Raw genomic sequence first — 22,197 nt, forward strand, 5'->3', positions numbered from 1 at the left:
TTTATCTCCTTATTTTTATTGTTATTTCACTTTGATTTGAGTTTTGATCAAGGCATTTTATGCTGTGCTCGCCAAGAGTTAGATCAAACTTTTTTTCGCTTGCATTTTCTATCTTAGAAAAGTTCAAATCATCTATTTTTAGGTAAATTTCATCGCCTAAAAACGCGTAGCATTTTACCATAACTTGTGTAATATTTTCATCTGTCACTATCTCTTCACCGTCATACGGATAGGCAAAAACTGGCTTTTTATCTTTAAAAATTTCAGCGCAAGGACTTTTTTGTATCTCATCTTTATCCAAAAGCTCATTTTTAACCAAAAAATCAAGCTCTTCGCCTCTTAAACTTTCGCACTTATCCTTTAAATCTACACCATTTATCCTATCATCAAACGCCATTTTTTTACACTTTTCATAGTTAAAAGCATCAAGGCAGGTTGGCAGCTTCTCTATGCCATCTGGCTCACTCATAAATTTTAACTTCTCTTTTTGAGCGATTATCTTAAACATATCAAAAAGGCTTTTTGATACGTCATTTAGTCCTGTTAGTTTATCAGTTTTACTGGCATTAAAATTTCCAATCCAAATAGCAATTGTGTAATTTTCATCAACGCCTATTGCGTAAAGATCACGCGAGCTTGCGCTTGTGCCAGTTTTAAAGGCGATCTTTGGTGTGTTTTGGGCGTACTGCCAAGCATTTTTTAGATATGACCTTGAGGCTTCGCTTAGCATTTTAGCGGTTAAATAGGCACTTTGAGGCGAGATTAGAGTTACATTTTTCTCTTCATTTTTGTAGTTTTTGCCAGCAAACTCAAGTGGTCTATAAATGCCGTCATTTGCATAAATAGTATAAAGATGAGCAAGATCAAGCAGGCTCATTTCAGCACTTCCAAGCGTTATAGAAGCTCCATAATACTCCTTATTTTCATCTACTAAATTTACCTTTTCAAGTAGTTCGTAAAGCGAATTGTCTTTTAGTTTTAAGTTTAAATTTATAACTGGGATATTGAGGCTAAAATTTAGAGCATCTTTTGTGCTTACGATACCTAAAAAATCATTACTAAAATTCTTTGGAGCATACTCTTTTATATAAATCTGCGTGTCAATTAACTGCGAATTTGGCGTTATAAGCCCGCTATCAAGCGCAAGTGAGTAGATAAAAGGCTTTAGCGTGCTACCGGTGTTTCGCTTCATATTTAGGGCTGAGTTTTTGCCATCCCGTGCGTGCTCATCGTGTGAGCCGATAAAAGCAACGACGCTCATTTTTTTATTGTCAATGACCACGGCAGCGGCATTGTTTGCATTCTTAGCCTTTAGCGAAAACATCGTATCTTTTAAAATTTTAAGCATATCTTTTTGTAAATTTAGATCCAAGCTCGCCTTTGAAATTTGGTTTTTAAAAGCGACATTTGCATAATCTTCCGCGGTTACGATAGCTTTTGCTCTTACATTTTTAAATGGCTCAGCCTGCGCTCTTTTAAAGGCGCTAAGATCGATTAAATTTGCCTTGTAAAGCATCTTTATGACTCTGTTTTTTAGAGCATTTATGTTTGAAACGCGGTCTAGTCTATTTTTATTTGGATTTTTTGGTATCGTGCTTAAAAGTGCGGCCTGAGCGTAGCTAAGCTCGTTTAGCTCCTTGCCAAAATAAAAAAAACTTGCCGCCTTTGCACCTTCGATATTGCCACCATATGGAGCTAAATTTAGATAAAAATTTAAAATTTCATCCTTGCTAAAGTGAAGCTCGAGCTGAAATGCTCTAAAAATTTCTCTTATCTTATTTTTATAGCTCCTCTCATTTGGTTCAAGCATCCTTGCCACTTGCATCGTGATAGTGCTAGCACCTATGCGGTTGTCGCTTCTTAGGTTGTGAAAAAATGCTCTAAAAATGGAGGCAAAATTTACGCCAAAATGGTAGTAAAAGTATCTATCTTCAAAAAGTACGACGCATTGTTTTAGCGAGTTTGGGAAGCTTTGCTCGTGAAATCTCCAAATTCCATCGCTACTAAGCTTCATATTTATGATCTCGCCATTTTTATCAAGCAAAATTTTGGCTTCATCTTTTTTAAGTGCGTCTAAATTTAGTGGATAAATTTGATCAAATATCAAAAAAATAGCGACCACTAAAGCCAAAAATAGGGCAAGGAATTTTAGAAATTTAAACTTTTTCATCCGCGTGATTATAGCTGTTAAAGTTTAAGTAGCTATAATTAGGCCTTTTTAAAAAGAGGAAACAATGCCCTTATCTAGGTTAAACAAAGAACAATACACCGCCGCAACTGCGCCATTTGGACACAATCTCATCATCGCTTCAGCTGGCACTGGCAAGACTAGCACGATTGTCGCTCGCATCGCTCATCTTTTAAATTTAGGCGTAAAGCCAGAGAAAATTTTGCTTCTAACTTTTACAAACAAAGCAGCCAGCGAGATGATAGAGCGCTTAAATAGGTATTTTGATAAACAAGTCACCTCCAAAATCACCGCAGGCACCTTTCACTCGGTATCATTTTCGCTTCTAAAAAGCCTTGATAAAGGCGTCACGCTAAAGCAGCCAAGCGAGCTAAAGACGCTTTTAAAAAGTCTTGTTGAGAGGCGTAAATTTTACCATTTAAGCGACGTCAAACCTTACGGTGGAGCTTATCTATACGATCTTTACTCGCTATTTCAAAACAGCGAGCAAGGCACAACATTTGGCAAATGGATAAGCGATAAGAGCGAAGAGCAGGGCGTTTATGCTGAAATTTATGAAGATGTTTTAGAGGAGTTTGAGGCTGAGAAGGCTAAATTTTCTTACGCTGATTTTAACGACCTTCTTATCAAAATGCGCGACGAGCTAAAAAAGGGGGCAAATTTAGCTTATGATGAAATTTTGATCGACGAGTATCAAGACACAAACACCCTTCAAGGCAGCCTAATAGACGCATTTAAGACAAAGAGCCTCTTTTGCGTGGGCGATTTTGACCAGAGCATTTATGCATTTAACGGCGCAAATATCGAGATCATTGGCTCATTTAAAGATCGCTTCCCAAACGCAAATATCTACGCTTTAAATGTAAATTACCGCTCAAGCTCAAGCATCCTTGCCCTTGCAAATAAGGTGATAAATAACAACCCAAGGCTTTATGAAAAGCACCTCACAGTTAGCCGAGATGGAAATTTCAAGCCTCCAAGGCTGCTTGTCTATAACGAGCTTTTTGATCAGTATCAAAATATCGCTGATATCATCTCGCTCTCGCCATTTAATAGAGAAAATATCGCCATAATTTTTAGAAATAACTCATCAGCTGATGGCATCGAAGTCGCGCTAAAAGAGCGAGGCATCGGCTCAAAGCGAAAGGGTGGGGTGAGCTTTTTTGAGAGCCGTGAGATCAAGGCGCTCATCGACATCATGGGAATTTATGTCAATCCAAAAGATATAATGGCATTTATCCACATCTGCGAATACGCAAAGGGCGTTGGCAGCGCAGTTAGCAAAGAAATTTTTGATGCACTTCTTAAGCTTGGGCATGGAAATTTGATAAAAGGGATAGTTGAGCCAGATGAGAGCGTAAATATCTCATCAAACAAAAGGCGAAACTATCAGCTGGGCCTTTTTGACGACCTTGACGAATTTGCCGAAGTTTCAAGGTTTTCTAAGCTTGGCTTTAGCGATAAATTTCTAGGCCACCCGGTGCTAAAACTACAAAAGCTAAGCGAGAGTGGGGCGCAGTTTTTATATGAAATTTACAACTTTTTAAGAGGCATGAGAAATATCACAAAGCCAGCCACAATGATAAATGAGATAAAAACTAGCAAAATTTACTCGTTAATCGTTGAAAATCTCAGTACAAAAAGAGCAACTCTAAAAAACGGCAATGTCGATCTTGCGCTCAAAGAAGAGGTCAAAGAGCGCATAATGGCAAAGAGCGTGGTGCTAAGCGAGCTAGCTAAAAAATATCAAGATATCAGTAAATTTTACAACTTCTTAGCCCTTGGAAGCAACGAGATGAGCGAAGGGCAGGGGGTTAGCCTACTTAGCGTGCATGCGAGCAAGGGGCTTGAGTTTGACCAAGTTTTCATCGTAGATCTCGCACAAAACCGCTTTCCAAATTTAAAGCTAATGAGCATGGGCGGCAGCCTAGAGGAGGAGAGGCGGCTCTTTTACGTAGCAGTAACTAGGGCAAAAGACGAGCTATATCTTAGCTACGCAAAATACGACAAGATAAAGAAGGTGACCTACCAGCCAAGCAGGTTTTTGATAGAGGCTGGCATGGCAAAAGAGGAAGCTTAAAGAGTGTTTACTCTTGTGAAGTAGAATTTACCAATTTTTTACAAAGAGAAGCGATGAAAAAATCTAAAATTTTAATAATCCTGCTTATTTTAGGCGTCGGTGGATATTTTATCTACGATAAATTTTTCAATATAAAAGACGAAAAGGTGGAATTTATCACCAAAAAGGCAAAGAAAGGTTCATTCAGTAAAAAAGTTGATGCCACTGGAGAAATTTTCGCCACAGAGCTAGTTGATGTGGGTGCTCAGGTGAGCGGCCAGATAAAAAAGCTCTATGTTAAGCTTGGAGATCAGGTCAAAAAAGGCGATATGATCGCAAGTATCGATAGCTCGACCCAGCAAAATAGCATAGACAATAAAGAAGCACAGCTAGCCATCTACAAAGCTCAGCTTGAAAGCGCAAAAGTGGCTCTAAATATCGCAAAAACGCAGTTTGATAGAGAAAATGCACTTTTTGCCAAAAACGCCACTTCAAAACAAGAATTTGAAAGTGCAAAAAATACTTATAGCACAAATAGCGCCAAGATAAAGGAGCTCGAGGCTCAGATAAAGCAGACAAATATCGAGCTAAGTACGGCTAAGATAAATTTAGGCTACACAAAGATCACCGCTCCAAGAGATGGCATAATAGTAAGCGTGCAGGTCGAAGAGGGACAAACCGTAAATGCTAATCAAACTACGCCAACTATCGTAAAGATCGCAGATCTAAGCTATGTTAAGATGAAGATGCAAATAGCTGAGGGTGACATCACAAAAATAAAGGTTGGCACACCAGTTGAATACTCGATCCTCTCTGAGCCAACGAAGAAATTTCAAACAACGGTTAGCTCGATTGACCCTGGCTTAACGACATTAAGCGATGGTAGCTACGGCTCTAGCAGTAGTAGCAAATCTACAAGTTCAAGCACTTCAAGCAACTCAGCTGTTTATTATTACGCGCAAAGCATAGTTGAAAATAAAGATAAAATTTTAAGAATAGGCATGACAACACAAAATGAGCTTTTAATAGCAAATGTAAAGGACGCTATCATCGTACCAAGCATCGGCATTAAAAGAGATGAAAACGGCACATTTGTCTATGTTCTAAAAGATGGCAAAGCGGTAAAAACATCGGTAAAAACTGGTATAAAAGATAACCTCGATACGCAGATCATTAGTGGCGTAAACGAGGGCGATGAGATCATCACATCACAAGGCTCAGCAAGCGAAATAGCCAAGATGATCGAAAAAGAAAATAAGAAGTTTTAAGTGATAAGTCTAAAAAATATCACAAAAAGCTTTAAGCTTGGCGATAATGAGATAGAAATTCTTCATGGCATAAATTTAGAGATAAAAAAGGGCGAATTTATAGCCATTATCGGTCAGTCTGGCTCTGGTAAATCAACGCTTATGAATATCCTTGGCTGCCTTGATAGCCCAAGTGGCGGGCAATACTTGCTAGATGGCAAAGATATATCAAAATTTGATAGCGACGCACTTGCTAAGCTTAGGCGAGATAAATTTGGCTTTATATTTCAAAGATACAACCTTCTTAGCACGATGAATGCCCTTGAAAACGTAGCCCTTCCTAGCATATACGCAGGTGCAAACAAGAGCGAGCGAGAGAAAAGAGGGATGGAGATCTTAGACTCTCTTGGTCTTAGCGAAAAAGCAAAAAATTTACCAAATAAACTCTCAGGCGGACAACAACAAAGGGTCTCCATAGCAAGGGCGCTGATGAATGGTGGCGAGATTATCTTGGCTGATGAGCCAACTGGTGCGCTTGATAGCAAAAGTGGGCTAAGAGTGATGGAAATTTTAGTTGATCTTTACAAAAAAGGCCACACCATCATCATCGTCACACACGATCCAAAGATCGCTGAGTATGCGAGTAGGGTGATCGAGATAAAAGATGGCAACATCGTAAGTGATAATATAAAAAATAGTGAAATTTTTGAGGCCAAAAAGCAAAACCAACCAGAAAAGAGCAAATTTACCTACTATAAAGATCAGCTAATTGAAAGCTTTAAAATGTCGGTAAATGCGATGCTAGCTCATAAATTAAGATCGCTTCTTACTATGCTTGGCATTATAATTGGCATCACGGCGGTCATTAGCGTCGTGGCCCTTGGCAAAGGCTCACAGGAGCAAATTTTAGCTGGCATCAGAAAGATCGGTACAAATACGATCGATATCATGCCAGGAAAAGGCTTTGGCGATATGCTCTCAGGTAGGGTAAAAACGCTCTCTATAAGTGACGCAAATATGCTCTCAAAGCAGTCATTTCTGGACTCAGTCACTCCAAATACAAGCACTTCAGGTGTACTAACGTATGAAAATATCTCCTTAACAGCGACGCTAAAGGGCGGTGGAGTAGGGAGCTTTGATGTAAATGGACTAAAGCTAGAAAAAGGAAGAATTTACGATGAGGACGAGGTTTTAAACTCAGATTCTGTCACATTAATAGATCAAAATACCAAAAACAGTATATTTAAAAACGAAGATCCGATCGGCAAGATCATACTTTTTAATAAAAAGCCACTTCGCATTATAGGCGTTTTGCAAAAAGATGAGTTTAAAGTCGGTGATGCTAGCTCACTTAAAATTTATGCTCCATACACGACTGTGATAAACAAGATAACGGGAGATAAATTTATTAGCTCAATAACTGTAAAAGTAAATGAGAGCGTAAATGCTCAGATCGCAGAAAAGAGCCTAACCGATCTTTTAACGATAAAACACGGCAAAAAGGACTTCTTCACAAGAAATTCTGACAGCATCAAGCAAACTATCGAAGAGACCATCTCAACCATGCGCCTTCTCATCTCAAGTATCGCCGTCGTTTCGCTAGTAGTTGGTGGCATAGGCGTCATGAACATCATGCTAGTCTCAGTCACCGAGCGCACCAAAGAGATAGGCATAAAAATGGCGATCGGAGCCAGACAGAGCAACATCTTGCAGCAGTTTTTGATAGAGGCGGTGCTACTTTGCTTAATCGGCGGAGCCATCGGCATCGTCCTATCCTACGCTATCGGCTACATCTTTAACAACTTCTTAAACGGCTTTAGCATGATCTTTTCAAACGGCTCGATCGTGCTTGCACTTGTCACATCGATGGCGATTGGCATCATCTTTGGCTACATGCCTGCCAAAAACGCCTCAAAACTAAATCCAATAGATGCGCTTTCAAGGGAGTAATATGAAATTTCTAAGCCTAGCTTTAGTGCTCGTTTTAGCGGTTGCGCTGTTAAAAATATAGATGAAAACTACAAGCAAATTTTACTTGAAGATAACGCCAGCCGTGAGCTAAATTTAGACACTTCTTGGTGGAAGCAGTATCAGCAAAGCTACCTTGATGAGCTTGTAGCTCTTGCGCTTAAAAACAACACCGACCTTGCAAAAGCTGCGATAAATGTAAATAAAGCACTCGCTCAAGCTGGCGTTTTGCAGGCAAATCTCATCCCAAGCTTTAACGCCAGCATCGAGGCAACAAGTAGCAAAAACATAAAAGAGGGCGGCGCTTCTAGTAGAAATTTTGGCTCAAGCATAGGGCTTAGCTACGAGCTTGATCTTTGGCAAAAGCTAGCAAACAGCAAAGACGCAGCGATCTTTGAAGCAGATGCTAGCAAATTTGATCTGGAAGCTAGCAAACTAAGCGTGATAAACTCCGTAGCAGATGCTTATTTTCAAATTTTATATCTAAACGAGAGCATAAAAACTTATGAGCAAATTTTAGAAATTTATAATGAGCTAAATAAGATAGTTGGGCTTAAATTTGAGCTTGGCAAAGAGGAAGCGCTAAGCCTAAAACAGATAAATTCACAGCTTTTAAGCGCTCAAAACAAGATAGAAAGTGCCAAAAAAGAGCTTGTGAGCGCTAAAAAAACGCTTAGGATTTTGCTAAATGAGAGGCCAGATTTTGAGCTTAAATTTGAGGGCCTCACGCTAAGTCCTGTAAAAAAAGTGGGCGTTGATCTAGAAGTGCCAACAAGCGCCATAGCAAACCGGCCTGATCTAAGAGCGGCCATTTACCGCATAGAAGAGGGTATCTCAAACTACAAAGCGAGCCAAAAAGAGTTTTATCCAAGCATCACGCTAGGAGCCAGCCTCAAAAGCAGCACCGACAAAAAAGACGAAGCGTTTAATTTTAAATTTCTAAATGGAAACATTGCTTTAAATTTGCCATTTTTAAACTACCACAAGCTAAAGTCAAATTTGAAAGTAAGCGAGGTAAATTTTGAGCTTGCAAAACTAAACTACATAAGCACTCTAAATAGCGCATTAAACGAGGTAGATGCTTTTTATAAAGGCTACTTAAACGACGAAGCACTACTTGCTAACTACCAAGAGCAGATAAAAAACTACGAGGAAATTTCAAAAATTTACGAGATAAAGTACTCCTACGGCAAGGTCGAGCTAAAGCAGTTTTTGGAGGCTAAAAATAGCGAACTAGAAGCCAAAATAGGGCTACTAAAGGCAAAATACACACTCTTACAAGACGAGCTAAATATCTATAAAGCCATGGCTGGTAAATTTAAGCAGTTTTTGTAAGGTTAGTGCTCTGCGCTTAAAAGCAAGAACCACAAACTCCAAAGATAGCTCTTGCTCACTTTTTCAAAATAGGGTATATCAAATTTTAAGTTATATATAAGATAAATACAAATTTCACATTTTTTGAAAAGTGTAAAATTTAACTAATTTTCTTACAAATATTTTTATGTCAAATTTAATGGATAAATTAAAATCATACAAAAGATAAAATCCAAAATAAGCCTATAAATCAATATTTAAATTCATATAAAAGAAAAAATAAGAAAATTAAAATAACAATTTGAAAATTATAGTTTTCAATACAAATATACAAAAAAGCTTGTGTTTTATCTTTTAACATATTCATATAAGTATTATGCTTTTAAAATTATATTTTTAAAATGAAAGTCGTATTTGATTTTTCGAAAACTTACACACATTTAAAAGTAAGTTTTCGAAAATTAGAAGTTTTATAAGATTGTAGATTTTAAGCCAAAAGCTCTTTTGCGATCATACTTATGCGTTTTGCTTCAGCACTTGCTCCGATCTCATCTTTTGCCATTTTCATTACGGCACCTAAATTTTTACCAGCTCTTTCAATAATCTTTTTTATTTTTTCTTTAAGCTCTTCATCACTTAGTTGTGCTGGCAAATATGCCTTAATAAGCTCAATCTCGCCCTGCTCTTTTTTAGCCAAATCCTCTCTAGCACCTTTTATATAAAGCTCAACTGAGTCAGCCCTCTTTTTGATCTCCCTTTGAAGTAGCGGAAGTACCACTTCATCAGTCATTTTAACCCTTTGATCGACTTCGACCTGCTTAAGTGCTGCATTTAGCGTTCTTAAAGTATCTCTTTTAAACTCATCTTTTGCCTTCATAGCCTCTTTTATATCAGCCAAAATTTGCTCTCTTATACTCATTTCCTCTCCTTTAAATTTTTGAAATATTAACTAAAAATTTGTGATAATTTCTTGAAATTTTCCTTGCAAATAGGTCACCCCAACACCTTCTCTAAGCCCATCGTCGATAACTATAAATTTCGCATTTTGCCCGTTTAGTAGCTCCTCTAAAAGCAGTGTCCCAGCGATGAGCGGATATTTTCTGTTTCTTCCAACCGCCACATCAGCGCTCTTATCGTCCATCTTTAAAAGCTCATTTATAAACCAAGCAAGATCGTCATTTTTAAGCTCATATCCGCTCACTTTTTTTGGATCATAGCTTTCGTAGTTTAGCCCAAGCTTTAGTACTGCGATAGTGGTCGGTACGCCAGAAGTTAGCACGATAAGTCTATTGTTGAGGCTTGTTAAAAATTCCCTTGCCTCTTTTGTATAAATTTTTGCATTTTCTTGCATCAGATCAAGCGTCTTAAACCTCTCGTAAAAGGTGATGATGCCAAATTTAAAGCTTATAAATTTTCCCTCTTCGCCTATCTCTGAGCTTGCACCGCCGATGTCGATGATGCTAAATTTATCATTTATGCCAAGCTTTCTTAAGGAATTTTGCACGCCTAAAAATGTAAGTTTTGCTTCAGCTTGCCCGTCAATGATATGAAAATTTATGCCAAATTTCTCTCTTATCTCGCTAAAAATTTTCCCGCTATTTGACGCTACCCTAAAAGCCTCAGTCGCGACTGCTACGCATTTAAATTTATCAAAGTCAAATTTACTTTTAGCCTCCGATATCGCTTCAAAGAGCCTATTTTTAGACTCATCTGCTATCTTGCCACTTTCATTTAGCCCTCTAGCAGCTCCTACTATCTTTTCATAAATTTGCTCATTACTAAAGGCATTTTGTTCTTTTTTGACAAGTGCTACACGAAATGTGTTTGAGCCAAGATCGATCGCTATAACCAAAATTTATCCTTAAAATTTTTTGTAGATTCTAACATATGATAATTTAGTATCATTTAAAGTTGAAAAATTCTAAAAACTTTAATATTTTTCAAGATATAATCCCTATCAAAAACCTTATAAGGGGGCCTGATTGCTTCGAGATAACTTATTGGCATTTGTTATTTTTGCAATTTGTAGCGTTGGATTTTTCGTTTGGGGCTATCAGTATATCCCGACAAATAACTACTTTTTATTCTTGATCGCTGGCATGTTTGGTCTTTTTATGGCCTTTAACATCGGTGGAAATGACGTTGCAAACAGCTTTGGTACAAGCGTTGGCGCTAAGACTCTTACGCTTAAGCAAGCTCTCATCATCGCAGCCATTTTTGAGCTTAGCGGTGCGATATTTGCAGGATCAGAGGTTACAAATACGATTAGAAACGAGATCGTGAAATTTCCAAGCGATCTAAACCCGATAAAATTTGTCATCATCATGATCTCAGCCCTTCTTAGCTCTGGGCTTTGGCTCTTTTATGCGTCTAAAAAAGGTCTACCAGTCTCGACCACTCACTCGATCGTTGGCGGTATCGTTGGTGCAGGACTTGCTATGGGTTTTATGATAAAAGATCCAGAACCATTTAGCATGGTCTCATGGAGTGAGATCGGTAGGATCGCCGTTAGCTGGGTTATCTCACCACTGCTTGGCGGCGTGATGTCTTACATAATATTTGGTTATGTAAAAAGTAAGATTATCGAGCCAACACATGAACTTAAAATGAATCTAAAGGCGCTAAAGGCTGAGAGAAAAGCATATAAAGAAAGCTTCATAAAAACACTAAAAACAAAGCCGGCTGAGGAGCAAATAGCTACTCTTTCAAAGATCGCAGTTATCGATGAGGACGAGATCGAAACCACTGAATACAGCGAGTATCGCTCAAAAATCCGCATTATGAAAGATGGTGAAAAAGAGGTAGATACTTTTAAAGCGATGAAAAAGCATATCCCAATTATCGCTGGATTTGCCGCGATGGTGATCTCGTCGATGATGCTTTTTAAAGGGTTGGAGCATATAAATTTAGCCTTTAGCATCATCCAAACTATCTGGATCATCTTTGTTATTGGGGCTCTAGCATATCTTGCAAGCCTTGCTATCATAAATGTCATGAGCAAAAATGATAGCGAAAAGAGCATCAATAGAATTTTTTCATGGTTTCAAATTTTTACCGCTTCATCTTTTGCATTTTCACACGGTGCAAACGATATCGCAAATGCAGTTGGACCATTTGCAGCCGTACTTGACGTGCTAAAAACTGGCTCTATAAACGAAAGCTCACCCATACCAAGCATCGCAATGGTAACCTTTGGTATCTCGCTTGTCGTTGGGCTTTGGTTTTTAGGCAAAGAGGTGATCACTACTATCGGCTCAAAACTAGCTGAAATTTTACCTACGACCGGCTTTAGCGCTGAGCTTGCCTCAAGTATCGTTATACTTCTAGCCACAAAGCTTGGCATACCAGTTAGCTCGACTCATATCCTAATAGGCGCAGTTTTAGGCATCGGCATCGTAAATAAAAATGCAAACTGGAAAATGGTAAGACCAATCATACTAGCTTGGCTCATCACGCTTCCAGCAGCTGCTATCTCATCGGCTATATTTTATTTTGCCCTTGCTAAATTTTTAGGCGTTTAGTCATATTTTTAAATAGCAAAACCGCCCTATTTTTAGATATTTTTTGTATAAATTTTATATGAGAGCTTGGCAAGTCAAGTTCAACCTGCCAAGTAAATTTGAAGTTATTTTTTCTTAATGATAATCTTCTCGCCATCGCTATCAATGGTGATCTCATCGCCACTTTCAAGCTCATCTTTTAAGATCATATCAGCGATCTTATCTTCAACTAGCTCATAAAGCGCTCTTCTAAGAGTCTTGCGCCATAAACTATGTCAAAACCAGCTTTTGCAATAAATTTCTTAGCCTCTTCGCTTAAAACTGCCTTGATACCGCGGTTGTGAAGAGTTTTTTCAAGCTCTTTAAACATGATCTCAACGATAGATATCAAGCCTTGCTCGTTTAGAGGATTAAAGATGATAGTATCATCAAGCCTATTTAAAAACTCAGGTTTAAAGTAGTTTTTAAGCTCGTTTTTAACAGCCACATCGCGGTCTTCGCCCTTTAGCTCCATTATGAAATTTGAAGCGATGTTTGAAGTTAAAATGATGATAGTGTTTTTAAAATCAACCGTTACGCCTTTGTTATCAGTCGCGCGTCCATCATCTAAAATTCCCAAAAGTATGTTAAATACATCCTTGTGAGCCTTTTCAACCTCGTCAAAAAGTATGACTGAGTATGGTCTTCTGCGAACCGCCTCTGTTAGCTGACCGCCCTCATCGTAGCCTACATATCCTGGAGGCGCACCAAGAAGCCTGCTCACGCTATGTTTTTCCATATATTCGCTCATATCAAAGCGGATAAGCGCCTTCTCATCGTCAAATAAGAACTTAGCCAAAGCCTTAGCTGACTGAGTTTTACCAACGCCTGTTGGTCCAAGGAATAAAAACGAACCAATAGGCCTTTGACCTTCATTTAGCCCTGCTTTGTTTCTCTTAACAGCACGCGCAAGTGCGTGTAATGCGTCATCTTGACCGACAACACTCTCTCTTAGATGCTCTTCGATGTGTAGATACTTCTCTTTTTCGCTTGTTAGCATCTTCTTAACTGAAATTCCAGTCCATTTGCTCAAAATTTCAGCTACAAGCTCTTCATCGACTTGATTTTTAAGAAGTACGCCCTCTTTTTTCATGCTCTCCCATTTTTCTTCAAGCTCGTGTTTGTGCTTTTTAGCGTCAGCTATCTTGCCGTATTCTATCTCGCAGCCTTTTGAAGATCGCCATTTCTTTTTGCTATCTCAGCTTGTGATTTTAGGCTATCGATCTCTTTTGTTGCTTTTGAAATTCCGCCAAAAACGGCCTTTTCGTTTTCAAATTTTGTATCAAGCGCTAGCTTTTTCTCGTTTAGGTCAGCTATCTCTTTTTCGATCTCGCCAAGTCTTTCTTTATTTTTATCCGCATCCTCCATCTTTAGAGCTTCTTTTTCTACTTGAAGCGTTACGATCTCGCGTTTTATCTTTGAAAGCTCGTATGGCTCGCTCTCTATTTGCATCTTAAGCTCAGCTGCTGCCTCATCTATAAGGTCGATCGCCTTATCTGGCAAGAAGCGATTTGCGATGTAGCGGTCACTTAGCCTTGCTGCGGCAACTAGCGCACTATCTGTTATCGTGATACCGTGATGAACTTCAAGACGCTCTTTTATGCCACGTAAAATTTGAAGTGCTTCATTTACGCTTGGCTCTTTAACGTCTATTGGCTGAAAACGTCTTTGAAGCGCTGCATCTTTTTCAAAGTATTTTCTATACTCTTTTAATGTCGTCGCACCAACAGCGTGAAGCTCGCCACGTGCAAGAGCTGGTTTTAGGATATTTGCCGCGTCCATTCCGCCCTCGCTCGCACCAGCTCCAACGATGGTGTGAATTTCATCTATAAAAAGTATGATGTTACCAGCTTTTTTAACCTCGTCAATGACAGCTTTTAGCCTATCTTCAAACTCGCCTCTATACTTTGCGCCAGCTACGACTGCACTCATATCAAGCGCGATGACACGCTTGTTTGCAAGGCTTGTTGGCACATCACGAGCGACTATCTTTTGAGCCAAGCCTTCAACGATGGCAGTTTTACCAACGCCTGGCTCACCAAGCAAGATAGGGTTGTTTTTGCTCTTTCTTATTAAAATTTGCATCATCCTAGTGATCTCTTCATCACGGCCGATGACTGGATCAAGCTCCTTATTTAGCGCTTTTTGCGTGAGGTCGATACCAAATTTCTCTAAGCTATCAAGGGTATCATCACCAGTTTGGCTATCTATCTTTTTACCGCCTCTTATGCTCTCAAGGTTCTTTTTGATCTCTAAGATGTCACAAAATTTACTTAAAATTTGTTTGATCTCACTAAGCTCAAGAGATGAAATGATCCATGTATCAACAGCTATGTAGCTATCGCCCATGCTTACCATCAAAGCTTTTGCATTTTCAAGAGAATTTATAAGCTCTCTTGAAACTGAAACGTTATCTTTTGTAACGTTTGAGCTACTTGGAAGTGAAGAAATTTTACTTTTTACTTCAAGCTCGACAGCGTCTTTACTTACATTCATTTTATTAAACACTTGGTTTAAAATGGAATTGCTATCTGCAAGCAAAGCCCAAAAAATATGAAGCGGAACAACTTGCGGATTTTTAGAAAATATCGCTAAACTAATACCTTTTTCAAGAGTTTCTTGCATCTGAGCTGTTAAATTTTCTGTTATATCAGCCATTAAATCTCCTTGGATTATTTTATATGGTCGCCATTATATAACTTTAGTCTTATATTGTCAAGTATTTTTATAATGCTTGTCACTCTTTTTATTTAATTGCTAAAATTTGCTGTTATAAATTTGTATCACAAACTATCTAAAAGCAAAAATATAAGCTTAAATTTATACTTTTTTTAGCCAAAAGCTAATAGAATTGAGCCAAAAATTATAGGAGAAATTTTGAATAAATTTAGTAGATTTTTTGCACTAAAAATTACAGGTGCTTTGCTTATTTCAAGCATAGCAGTGAATGCACTTTTTGCAAAGAGTGAAGACGAAGCAAGTGCGAAGCTTGAAGCACTTTCAAAGCTTACAAAAACAATTTCAACCGTTGAAAAATACTATGTTGATGACATTAAATTTAAAGAGATAATTGACAAAGCCATAGCTGGTTTAATGCAAAATTTAGACGCTCACTCAAGTTTTTTAAACGAAAAAGCCTACAAAGATATGCAGGTACAAACAAGCGGAGAATTTGGTGGCCTTGGCATAACAGTTGGTATGAAAGATAGCGCACTAACCGTTATCTCACCGATAGAAGATACCCCAGCTGATAAAGCAGGTATAAAATCGGGCGACATTATCTTAAGGATAGATGGGAACTCAACTATCGGCACAACGATAGATGAAGCTGTAAATAAAATGCGTGGCAAGCCAAAAACTCCAATAACTATCACAATTTTGCGAAAAGGTGAGCAAAAACCATTTGATGTAAAGATCATAAGAGATCTAATAAAGGTTGAGTCTGTCTATGCAAAAATGATAGAAAATGACAACATTCTTTACGTGCGTGTTACAAATTTTGACAAAAATGTTGTTACAAAGGTAAAAGAAGCGATCAAAGAGTATCCAAAAGCAAGTGGCATCATACTTGATCTTAGAAACAATCCTGGCGGACTTTTAAATCAAGCTGTCGATCTAGTTGATCTTTTTGTAGATAACGGCGTCATCGTCTCTCAAAAAGGTCGCGACGCATCTGAAAATGTAGAGTATAAAGCAAGTGCTAGTAAAACTCTTTCAAAATTGCCGCTTGTTGCACTAGTAAATGGCGGAAGTGCTAGTGCTAGCGAGATCGTAAGCGGCTCACTTCAAGATCATAAACGTGCTGTAATAATCGGCGAAAATACCTTTGGCAAAGGAAGCGTTCAAGTAATCCTTCCAATAGACGACACCGAAGCATTAAGGCTAACCATCGCAAGATACTACTTGCCGAGTGGTAGAACTATCCAAGCAGTTGGCGTAACACCTGATGTAGTCGTGCATCCTGGTAAAGTGCCACAAAGCGACGATAGTGCGTTTAGCATCAAAGAAAATGAGCTAAAAGCGCACCTAAAAAGCGAGCTAAACAAGATAAATCCTACAAGCGAGGGCAATAAAACTAAAGCAAAAGATGATAAAAAGATAATTACGCAAAAAAAAGTTGATGAAGATATTCAATTAAAAACAGCGATTGACACGATCAAAATTTTAAAAATAAAACAATAAATTAGAAGGAGATCTCCATGCAAAAAAGAGAGCTTATTTACGAGGGAAAAGGTAAAAAAATGTATGCCACAGACGATGCAAATCTGCTTGTGGCTGAATTTAAAGACGATCTAACAGCATTTGATGCTCAAAAAAGAGGCAACGAAGCTGGTAAAGGCGCATTAAATAATAAAATTTCAACACAGCTTTTTAAGCTTTTGGAGAGTAAAGGCATCGTGACTGACTTAGTTGAGACTATTAGCGACACTGAACAAGTAGTCAAAAAATGCGAGATCATACCTCTTGAAGTTGTTGTTAGAAATATCGCAACTGGTTCACTAAGCAAAAGACTTGGCATAAAAGAAGGCACAGTTTTACCTTTCACACTTGTCGAGTTTTACTACAAAAACGACGATTTGCATGATCCATTAGTTACTGATGAGCACTGCATCATTATGGGCCTAGTAAAGAGCGAAAAAGATCTTCAAACTCTAAGACATACAGCAAGAGAGATTAACTCTATATTATTTAAATTTTTTGCCGAAAGAGATCTAAAACTAGTTGATTTTAAAATAGAATTTGGTATCGACAAAGATGGCAATATCATTCTAGCCGATGAAATAAGCCCTGATAGTTGTAGATTCTGGGATGCTAAAACCAATGAAAAACTTGACAAAGATAGATTTAGACAAGACCTTGGTAGCGTAAAAGTCGCTTACGAAGAAGTTTTAAGAAGAATTTTATCGTAAGGACAAAAATGAAAGCTGTTGTAAATATAGCATTAAGAAGTGGGGTCCTTGACCCTGCTGGCAAAGCAGTGGAGCATGCTTTAAATTCTCTTGGATTTAGCGGTGTATCAAATGTCAGGATAGGCAAACAAATTGTTTTAGACATAGACGAGAACGATAAAGCTAAAGCAAACGAGCAGCTAAAAGTGATGTGTGAAGAACTTTTAGCAAATACCGTTATCGAAGACTATGAGATCGTGTTATGAAAGTAGCGATTATACTTTTTCCTGGCACAAACTGCGAAGAAGACACAGCTCACGCATTTAAATTACTTGGCTGCCAAACACAGATCATTTGGCACAAAGAAGATAAGATTGATGCTGATCTAGTCGTACTTCCAGGTGGTTTTAGCTATGGAGATTATCTAAGAACAGCTGCAATAGCTAAATTTAGCCCAGCGATGCAAGCTGTAAAAGAGCATGCAAAAAAAGGCGGCTATATCTTAGGAATTTGCAATGGTTTTCAGATGCTGCTTGAGCTTGGACTCTTAAAGGGTGCGATGAGAAGAAATGAAAATTTAAATTTCGTCTCAAAATATCACCACCTAAAAGTAATCTCAAATAACAATAAATTCTTAGCAAATTTAGCCAAAAATGAAGTAGTTAATATCCCTATTGCTCATGGCGAGGGTAACTATTATACTGATGAAAACACTCTAAAAAGCCTTTATGACAACGATCAAGTATTACTAAAATACTGTGATGCCAAAGGTAATGAAATAAATCCAAACGGCTCAGTCGACAATATAGCTGGAATTTGCGATGAGAGTAAAAAGATTTTTGGTCTTATGCCTCATCCTGAGCGTGCTTGTGAGAAAATTTTAGGTACAGATGATGGTATGAAGATACTAAAAGGTCTAGTTTGGTAAAACATTTTCTTTTTATCTCCCTACTCGTACTAAATTTATTTGCTGTAAATACCGACGAAGTAAGCGTTTTTGATATGATGGATGAAGCCAGGGAGGATAAATTTGTAAATAGTCCTGCCGCAAAGCCAAAAACTCAAAAATCGCCAAAAGAACAAGATTTTTCAAGAAAATTTGTGTCACCACAGCCAGAACGTATCACTCCAGAGCAGATGCGAAACATCGTGCCAACAAACGAGCCAGATATTAGCGTTCCAGACAATCAAGTATATGACAAGATCAAAGTAAAAGAGCTTCTTTTAAAAGCCACAAATGTGCCAAAAAATGTTGTTATAGGAGAAATTTTTAGTGTTGAGATAGTGGCTGATACACAAAATGACTTTGAGTTTGAGTTTGAGACACAGCTTGATGAAACAAATATCAAATGGCTAAATAAGAAAAATTTTCAATGGGTAAAAAGCGAAGACAATAAATATGTAGGTACTTTTTATCTTGAGGCAACAAACATTGACGCAAAGACTTTAAAAGTTAGCTTAACCATAAAAAGAAATGGCGAAAACTATCAGAGCTCAAGTATAAATATCTTTTTGCCAAAGCTAAAAGAGCTTAGAAGTGATGAGAACTACAACCATATCGTGGCTGATAATCTTGAAGTTAAGAAATTTAAGACAACAAAATTTGATGATATAAACAATATCATGGTTGTAGAAATTTATGGCAACAACGTAGACCTAAGTGCTTTTAATATTGAAAATAAGACAATCTTAAAGCAAGGTGTAGATACGATAAATGGCGACTTTAACTCACAAAGTGCATATTATTTTGCAGTATTTAAGCCAAATAAAAAATCGCTTGACTTTAACTACTACAACCTAAAAAAGGCTAAATTTGAAAGCTTTTCTTTGCCAGTGAGTGTCGAAGATGAAGATGTCAGCACACAGATCGGATTAAACCCAAAACAAAGCGAGTTTAGCACCTATAAAGATGTCATGATCTACTCTTGTGCGGTAATTTTTATATTATTAGCTATTTGGCGCAGAAGGCTTAGCTACTTTTTTGTGGCGGCTGTTTTTATAGCACTTGGAATTTATACCTACAACCCTTTTGGCAAGGCTGTTCTAAAACCAGATATTAGCGTTTCGATCTTACCTACAAAAAACTCAACCATCTTTTACACATCTCGTAAAAATGAAAATGTAGAAATTTTAGACACAAAAGGCGACTACTCAAAAATTTTATTTGCTGATGGTAAAATCGGTTGGGTAAAAAAGGATGATCTTGTCAAAAATTAGAGCTTTATTTTTTGCTATTGAGTTTGTTATCAGTGTTGTTCTAGTCGTCTTTTTTATGTGGCTATTTAATGACAAAAATAGAGCCATAAGAAAATTTTGGGGAAGATCGCAAAGGTTTTTTGGTGGATATAAGCTTGAAGTGATAGGCAATTTTAGTGATGAAGCAAATATCTTGCTTATAAACCACCAAAGTATGCTTGATATCATCGTCATCGAAGAGCTTCACCCAAAAAATGTATGCTGGATTGCAAAGGCACAGATCGGCAAAATTCCTATAATTGGTAAAATTTTGAGCCTGCCAAAGATGATAGCAGTTGAGCGTGAAAATAAGCACTCTTTAATAAAGCTCTTAAAGGAGGCTAAAGATAGAGTTGAAAATGGTCGTGTTTTGGCTATTTTTCCAGAAGGAACAAGATCACAGACCAACAAACTCTTGCCTTTTAAAGGTGGCGCAAAGATGCTAGTTGAAAAGCTAAATTTAAAAGTTCAACCTATCGTTATAGTAGGAAGTGACGCTATGAAAATAAAAGAATTTAGCTTTAAAAAAGCAGATATTAAAATATTTTGTCTTGATCTAGTGGATACTTCAAAAGAAAACTGGTTAGAGGCAACTAGAGAGAGTATGCAAAAAGTCCTAGACGAAAATAGAAAATAAATTTTAGTTTTGCAAATTTGCAAAGCCCCCACTCTATATCATTATCTATAAAAATTTGATTTTATATACTAGAAATTTTATCAATAAATTTAAAAAGGTCTAGCAAGGGCTAGACCTAAAAATATTAGCCTTGCAGATAAGTCCTTAAGTTCTAAAGACACTAAGTTTTGAATTTAATGCATCTGTCATCTTGTTTAGATGTTCTGCTGCTGAAGCTATCTCTTCGACACTTCTAGCATTTTCAGATGAAATTTGGTTGATATTTGAGATACCTTCCATGATTTCATTTACATTTTTGCCAGTTGCGATGTAGTCTTGCATAGTCTTATCAGACATTGCTATAGCGTTATTCATCGTTTCACTCATAACATTTATAGTTTTTTCAACGTCGCTTGCCACGTGAGTTAGCTCTTGGATCTGTTTAGAGTTGATACCCATTTGCTCACTGCTATCATTGATCGCTTGAACAATAACATTGATAGTTGCATTTATCTCAGTTAAACTCTTTTGAGTCCTCTCAGCCAACTGTCTAACTTCATCAGCAACGACGGCAAAGCCTCGTCCATGCTCACCTGCTCTTGCTGCCTCTATAGCTGCGTTAAGAGCAAGTAAATTTGTTTGATCAGCTATATCATTGATAACAACAAGGACTGATTTTACTTGCTCGGCATCACGGCTAAGCTGATCAATCTTATCAGCCATTTGATTTTCAACATTAGCAGAGTCAATAATCTGCGCTGATAGTGATCTTATAGCTTCAGTTGCCGTTTTTATATGTGTGCTTGCTTTTTGAAGGTCATCTTTGCCAGCTTGAGCTACCGCTAGAGATTCTTTCATATTTTCTTGCATTACTTTACATCTTTGATTTGTCTCTTCCACTATTTCAGTTGATTTTTCTACACGTTTGCCTGTCTGAAGAGATGTAGAACTAAGCTCATTTGCAACAGAGCTATTTTCACTTGAAAGGTGCTTTGTGTCACTTATTAATACCCTTATTCTTTCAATAAAATCATTTATGTCTTTACTTATCTTAGCTATCTCGTCTTTACCATAAATAGGAATTTTAATTGTAAAATCAGATGTTATTGCATTTAAATTTATTCCTAGTCTATCAATAGGATTTGCAACCATCTTCTTAAGCAAGAACATCGAAACAACTATCAAAAGTAAGGTAACTATGATACTTGCTATGATGAAATTTTTACTAACTACTTTTAGTGGTGTCAAAAAATCATCAGTAACAGCTGAACCTAAAACCATCCAGTCTAGTTTATCAAATGACTCAAAAGCAACTATGCAGTCAACCCCATCAATTATAATAGGCTCAGCACCTTTTCCTTTTTTAACAATATTATCCATAGTAGTTTTTAATTCACTATTTAGCTCTTGATCTGCCTTAGTTGGATGGAAGTCAAATTTACCAGTTTTAGTATTGTAAAGAGAAAAATATCCATGCTTACCAAGTTTCATCTCAGAAAAAGTCTTTTTCATATTGTTTAATCCCTCGGTAGGATCATAACCAACAAATAAAATTCCTATTACCTCGTTATTTTCAATAATAGGATCATAAATACTCATATAGTTGCGTCCAAATAAATTTACAACGCCTATATACCTCTCTTTATTCATGATATTTTTATAGGCTTGACCGTTTTTGTCAATCATCGTACCAACAGCTCTGCTACCATCAGCCTTCGTCACCGATGTACTAACTCTTAAAAAATTATCACCCGATTTTGCAAAAATGGTTGAAATTCCACCTTTTGTAGCTTTATTAAATTTATCCAGAATATCGTAGTTGTTGTTTAAAATACCATTTTGAGATATTAGATCTATCGCCTCGTATTTGTCAGTCTTGCTCATCTGGTGATTAGTTGAAATTTTTCCAATCATCTCTTTAAAAACACTCATTATTAGTTCTGAGCTACTTACATTATCTTTTTCAAATAATTTAACCGTATTCATAGCAAGCTCTACATTTTGTTCTACTGTCGTGAGCACACCATCTTTTATCTCACGCTCTAAAATATTTGATGTATATACGACAAAACATGTCATAGATACCGCCAAAACCACAGCAATCGTTGCTGAAACTTTTACCAAAATGCTTCGTAAATTCAT

Annotated in this window: 14 protein-coding genes and 2 pseudogenes; 11 read left to right on the forward strand and 5 right to left on the reverse strand. The window is 37.4% G+C overall.

Going from position 1 to position 22,197, the window contains the following annotated elements:
- Position 1: 1 nt before the first annotated feature.
- Positions 2-2,170 carry a penicillin-binding protein 1C gene (locus tag A3835_05265; protein ID ORI07891.1) on the reverse strand — a complete coding sequence of 723 codons (2,169 nt, stop codon included), beginning with the start codon at positions 2,168-2,170 and terminating at the stop codon, positions 2-4.
- Between the two features lie 64 nt (positions 2,171-2,234).
- Between A3835_05265 and A3835_05270 the strand changes: the two genes are divergently transcribed.
- The 4 genes and pseudogenes from A3835_05270 (at position 2,235) to A3835_05285 (ending at position 8,797) form a co-directional block, all read left to right on the forward strand.
- The gene (locus A3835_05270) at positions 2,235-4,268 is read left to right on the forward strand and encodes an ATP-dependent DNA helicase (protein ORI07892.1); all 2,034 of its coding nucleotides are present in this window, start codon (positions 2,235-2,237) and stop codon (positions 4,266-4,268) included.
- Between the two features lie 53 nt (positions 4,269-4,321).
- Positions 4,322-5,515, forward strand: a complete 1,194-nt coding sequence (locus A3835_05275) for an efflux transporter periplasmic adaptor subunit (GenBank protein ID ORI07893.1) — start codon at positions 4,322-4,324, stop codon at positions 5,513-5,515.
- Positions 5,516-7,444, forward strand: a complete 1,929-nt coding sequence (locus tag A3835_05280) for a macrolide ABC transporter permease/ATP-binding protein MacB (GenBank protein ORI07894.1) — start codon at positions 5,516-5,518, stop codon at positions 7,442-7,444.
- Between the two features lies 1 nt (position 7,445).
- Positions 7,446-8,797 (forward strand): annotated as a pseudogene (locus tag A3835_05285) (channel protein TolC).
- Positions 8,798-9,263: 466 nt separating this feature from the next.
- On the opposite strand, the gene A3835_05290 reads toward A3835_05285, so the two are convergent.
- Together A3835_05290 and A3835_05295 are read right to left on the reverse strand one after the other, a co-directional pair.
- A complete protein-coding gene (locus tag A3835_05290) occupies positions 9,264-9,695 on the reverse strand; it encodes a glutamyl-tRNA amidotransferase (GenBank protein ORI07895.1) in 432 nt (143 codons plus the stop codon).
- Between the two features lie 30 nt (positions 9,696-9,725).
- Positions 9,726-10,628: a disulfide bond formation protein DsbA gene (locus A3835_05295; GenBank protein ORI07896.1), complete on the reverse strand. Its 903-nt coding sequence runs from the start codon at positions 10,626-10,628 to the stop codon at positions 9,726-9,728.
- 130 nt (positions 10,629-10,758) lie between these two features.
- On the opposite strand from A3835_05295, the gene A3835_05300 reads away from it, so the two are divergent.
- Positions 10,759-12,297, forward strand: a complete 1,539-nt coding sequence (locus tag A3835_05300) for a phosphate permease (GenBank protein ORI07897.1) — start codon at positions 10,759-10,761, stop codon at positions 12,295-12,297.
- 104 nt (positions 12,298-12,401) lie between these two features.
- On the opposite strand, the pseudogene A3835_05305 reads toward A3835_05300, so the two are convergent.
- Positions 12,402-14,973 (reverse strand): annotated as a pseudogene (locus A3835_05305) (ATP-dependent chaperone ClpB).
- A 219-nt stretch (positions 14,974-15,192) separates the two neighbouring features.
- Here A3835_05305 and A3835_05310 point away from each other — a divergent pair.
- From A3835_05310 to A3835_05335, 6 genes are read left to right on the forward strand one after another with little or no spacing between them, the layout of a single operon-like run.
- Positions 15,193-16,497 carry a peptidase S41 gene (locus tag A3835_05310; protein ID ORI07898.1) on the forward strand — a complete coding sequence of 435 codons (1,305 nt, stop codon included), beginning with the start codon at positions 15,193-15,195 and terminating at the stop codon, positions 16,495-16,497.
- A gap of 17 nt (positions 16,498-16,514) precedes the next feature.
- The gene (locus tag A3835_05315) at positions 16,515-17,225 is read left to right on the forward strand and encodes a phosphoribosylaminoimidazolesuccinocarboxamide synthase (protein ID ORI07899.1); all 711 of its coding nucleotides are present in this window, start codon (positions 16,515-16,517) and stop codon (positions 17,223-17,225) included.
- A gap of 8 nt (positions 17,226-17,233) precedes the next feature.
- Complete coding sequence (locus A3835_05320; GenBank protein ID ORI07900.1) at positions 17,234-17,470, forward strand: phosphoribosylformylglycinamidine synthase; 237 nt, start codon at positions 17,234-17,236, stop codon at positions 17,468-17,470.
- Positions 17,467-18,132: a phosphoribosylformylglycinamidine synthase I gene (locus A3835_05325; GenBank protein ID ORI07901.1), complete on the forward strand. Its 666-nt coding sequence runs from the start codon at positions 17,467-17,469 to the stop codon at positions 18,130-18,132. The genes A3835_05320 and A3835_05325 overlap by 4 nt, the downstream gene beginning before the upstream one ends.
- Positions 18,126-19,421 carry a hypothetical protein gene (locus tag A3835_05330; GenBank protein ID ORI07902.1) on the forward strand — a complete coding sequence of 432 codons (1,296 nt, stop codon included), beginning with the start codon at positions 18,126-18,128 and terminating at the stop codon, positions 19,419-19,421. The genes A3835_05325 and A3835_05330 overlap by 7 nt, the downstream gene beginning before the upstream one ends.
- Positions 19,402-20,076 carry an acyl-phosphate glycerol 3-phosphate acyltransferase gene (locus A3835_05335; protein ID ORI07903.1) on the forward strand — a complete coding sequence of 225 codons (675 nt, stop codon included), beginning with the start codon at positions 19,402-19,404 and terminating at the stop codon, positions 20,074-20,076. The genes A3835_05330 and A3835_05335 overlap by 20 nt, the downstream gene beginning before the upstream one ends.
- Before the next feature lie 144 nt (positions 20,077-20,220).
- On the opposite strand, the gene A3835_05340 is transcribed toward A3835_05335, so the two are convergent.
- Positions 20,221-22,134, reverse strand: a complete 1,914-nt coding sequence (locus A3835_05340) for a protease (GenBank protein ID ORI07994.1) — start codon at positions 22,132-22,134, stop codon at positions 20,221-20,223.
- Positions 22,135-22,197 lie beyond the last annotated feature (63 nt).

Origin of the sequence: Campylobacter concisus, assembly GCA_002092835.1 — a bacterium.
Taxonomy (GTDB): domain Bacteria; phylum Campylobacterota; class Campylobacteria; order Campylobacterales; family Campylobacteraceae; genus Campylobacter_A; species Campylobacter_A concisus_K.

Excerpts from the sequence above, each read along its gene's own strand:
- A3835_05265 (ORI07891.1), bottom strand. The coding sequence starts at position 2,170 with ATGAAAAAGTTTAAATTTCTAAAATTCCTTGCCCTATTTTTGGCTTTA.
- A3835_05270 (ORI07892.1), top strand. The coding sequence starts at position 2,235 with ATGCCCTTATCTAGGTTAAACAAAGAACAATACACCGCCGCAACTGCG.
- A3835_05275 (ORI07893.1), top strand. The coding sequence starts at position 4,322 with ATGAAAAAATCTAAAATTTTAATAATCCTGCTTATTTTAGGCGTCGGT.
- A3835_05290 (ORI07895.1), bottom strand. The coding sequence starts at position 9,695 with ATGAGTATAAGAGAGCAAATTTTGGCTGATATAAAAGAGGCTATGAAG.
- A3835_05315 (ORI07899.1), top strand. The coding sequence starts at position 16,515 with ATGCAAAAAAGAGAGCTTATTTACGAGGGAAAAGGTAAAAAAATGTAT.
- A3835_05320 (ORI07900.1), top strand. The coding sequence starts at position 17,234 with ATGAAAGCTGTTGTAAATATAGCATTAAGAAGTGGGGTCCTTGACCCT.
- A3835_05325 (ORI07901.1), top strand. The coding sequence starts at position 17,467 with ATGAAAGTAGCGATTATACTTTTTCCTGGCACAAACTGCGAAGAAGAC.
- A3835_05335 (ORI07903.1), top strand. The coding sequence starts at position 19,402 with ATGATCTTGTCAAAAATTAGAGCTTTATTTTTTGCTATTGAGTTTGTT.
- A3835_05340 (ORI07994.1), bottom strand. The coding sequence starts at position 22,134 with ATGACATGTTTTGTCGTATATACATCAAATATTTTAGAGCGTGAGATA.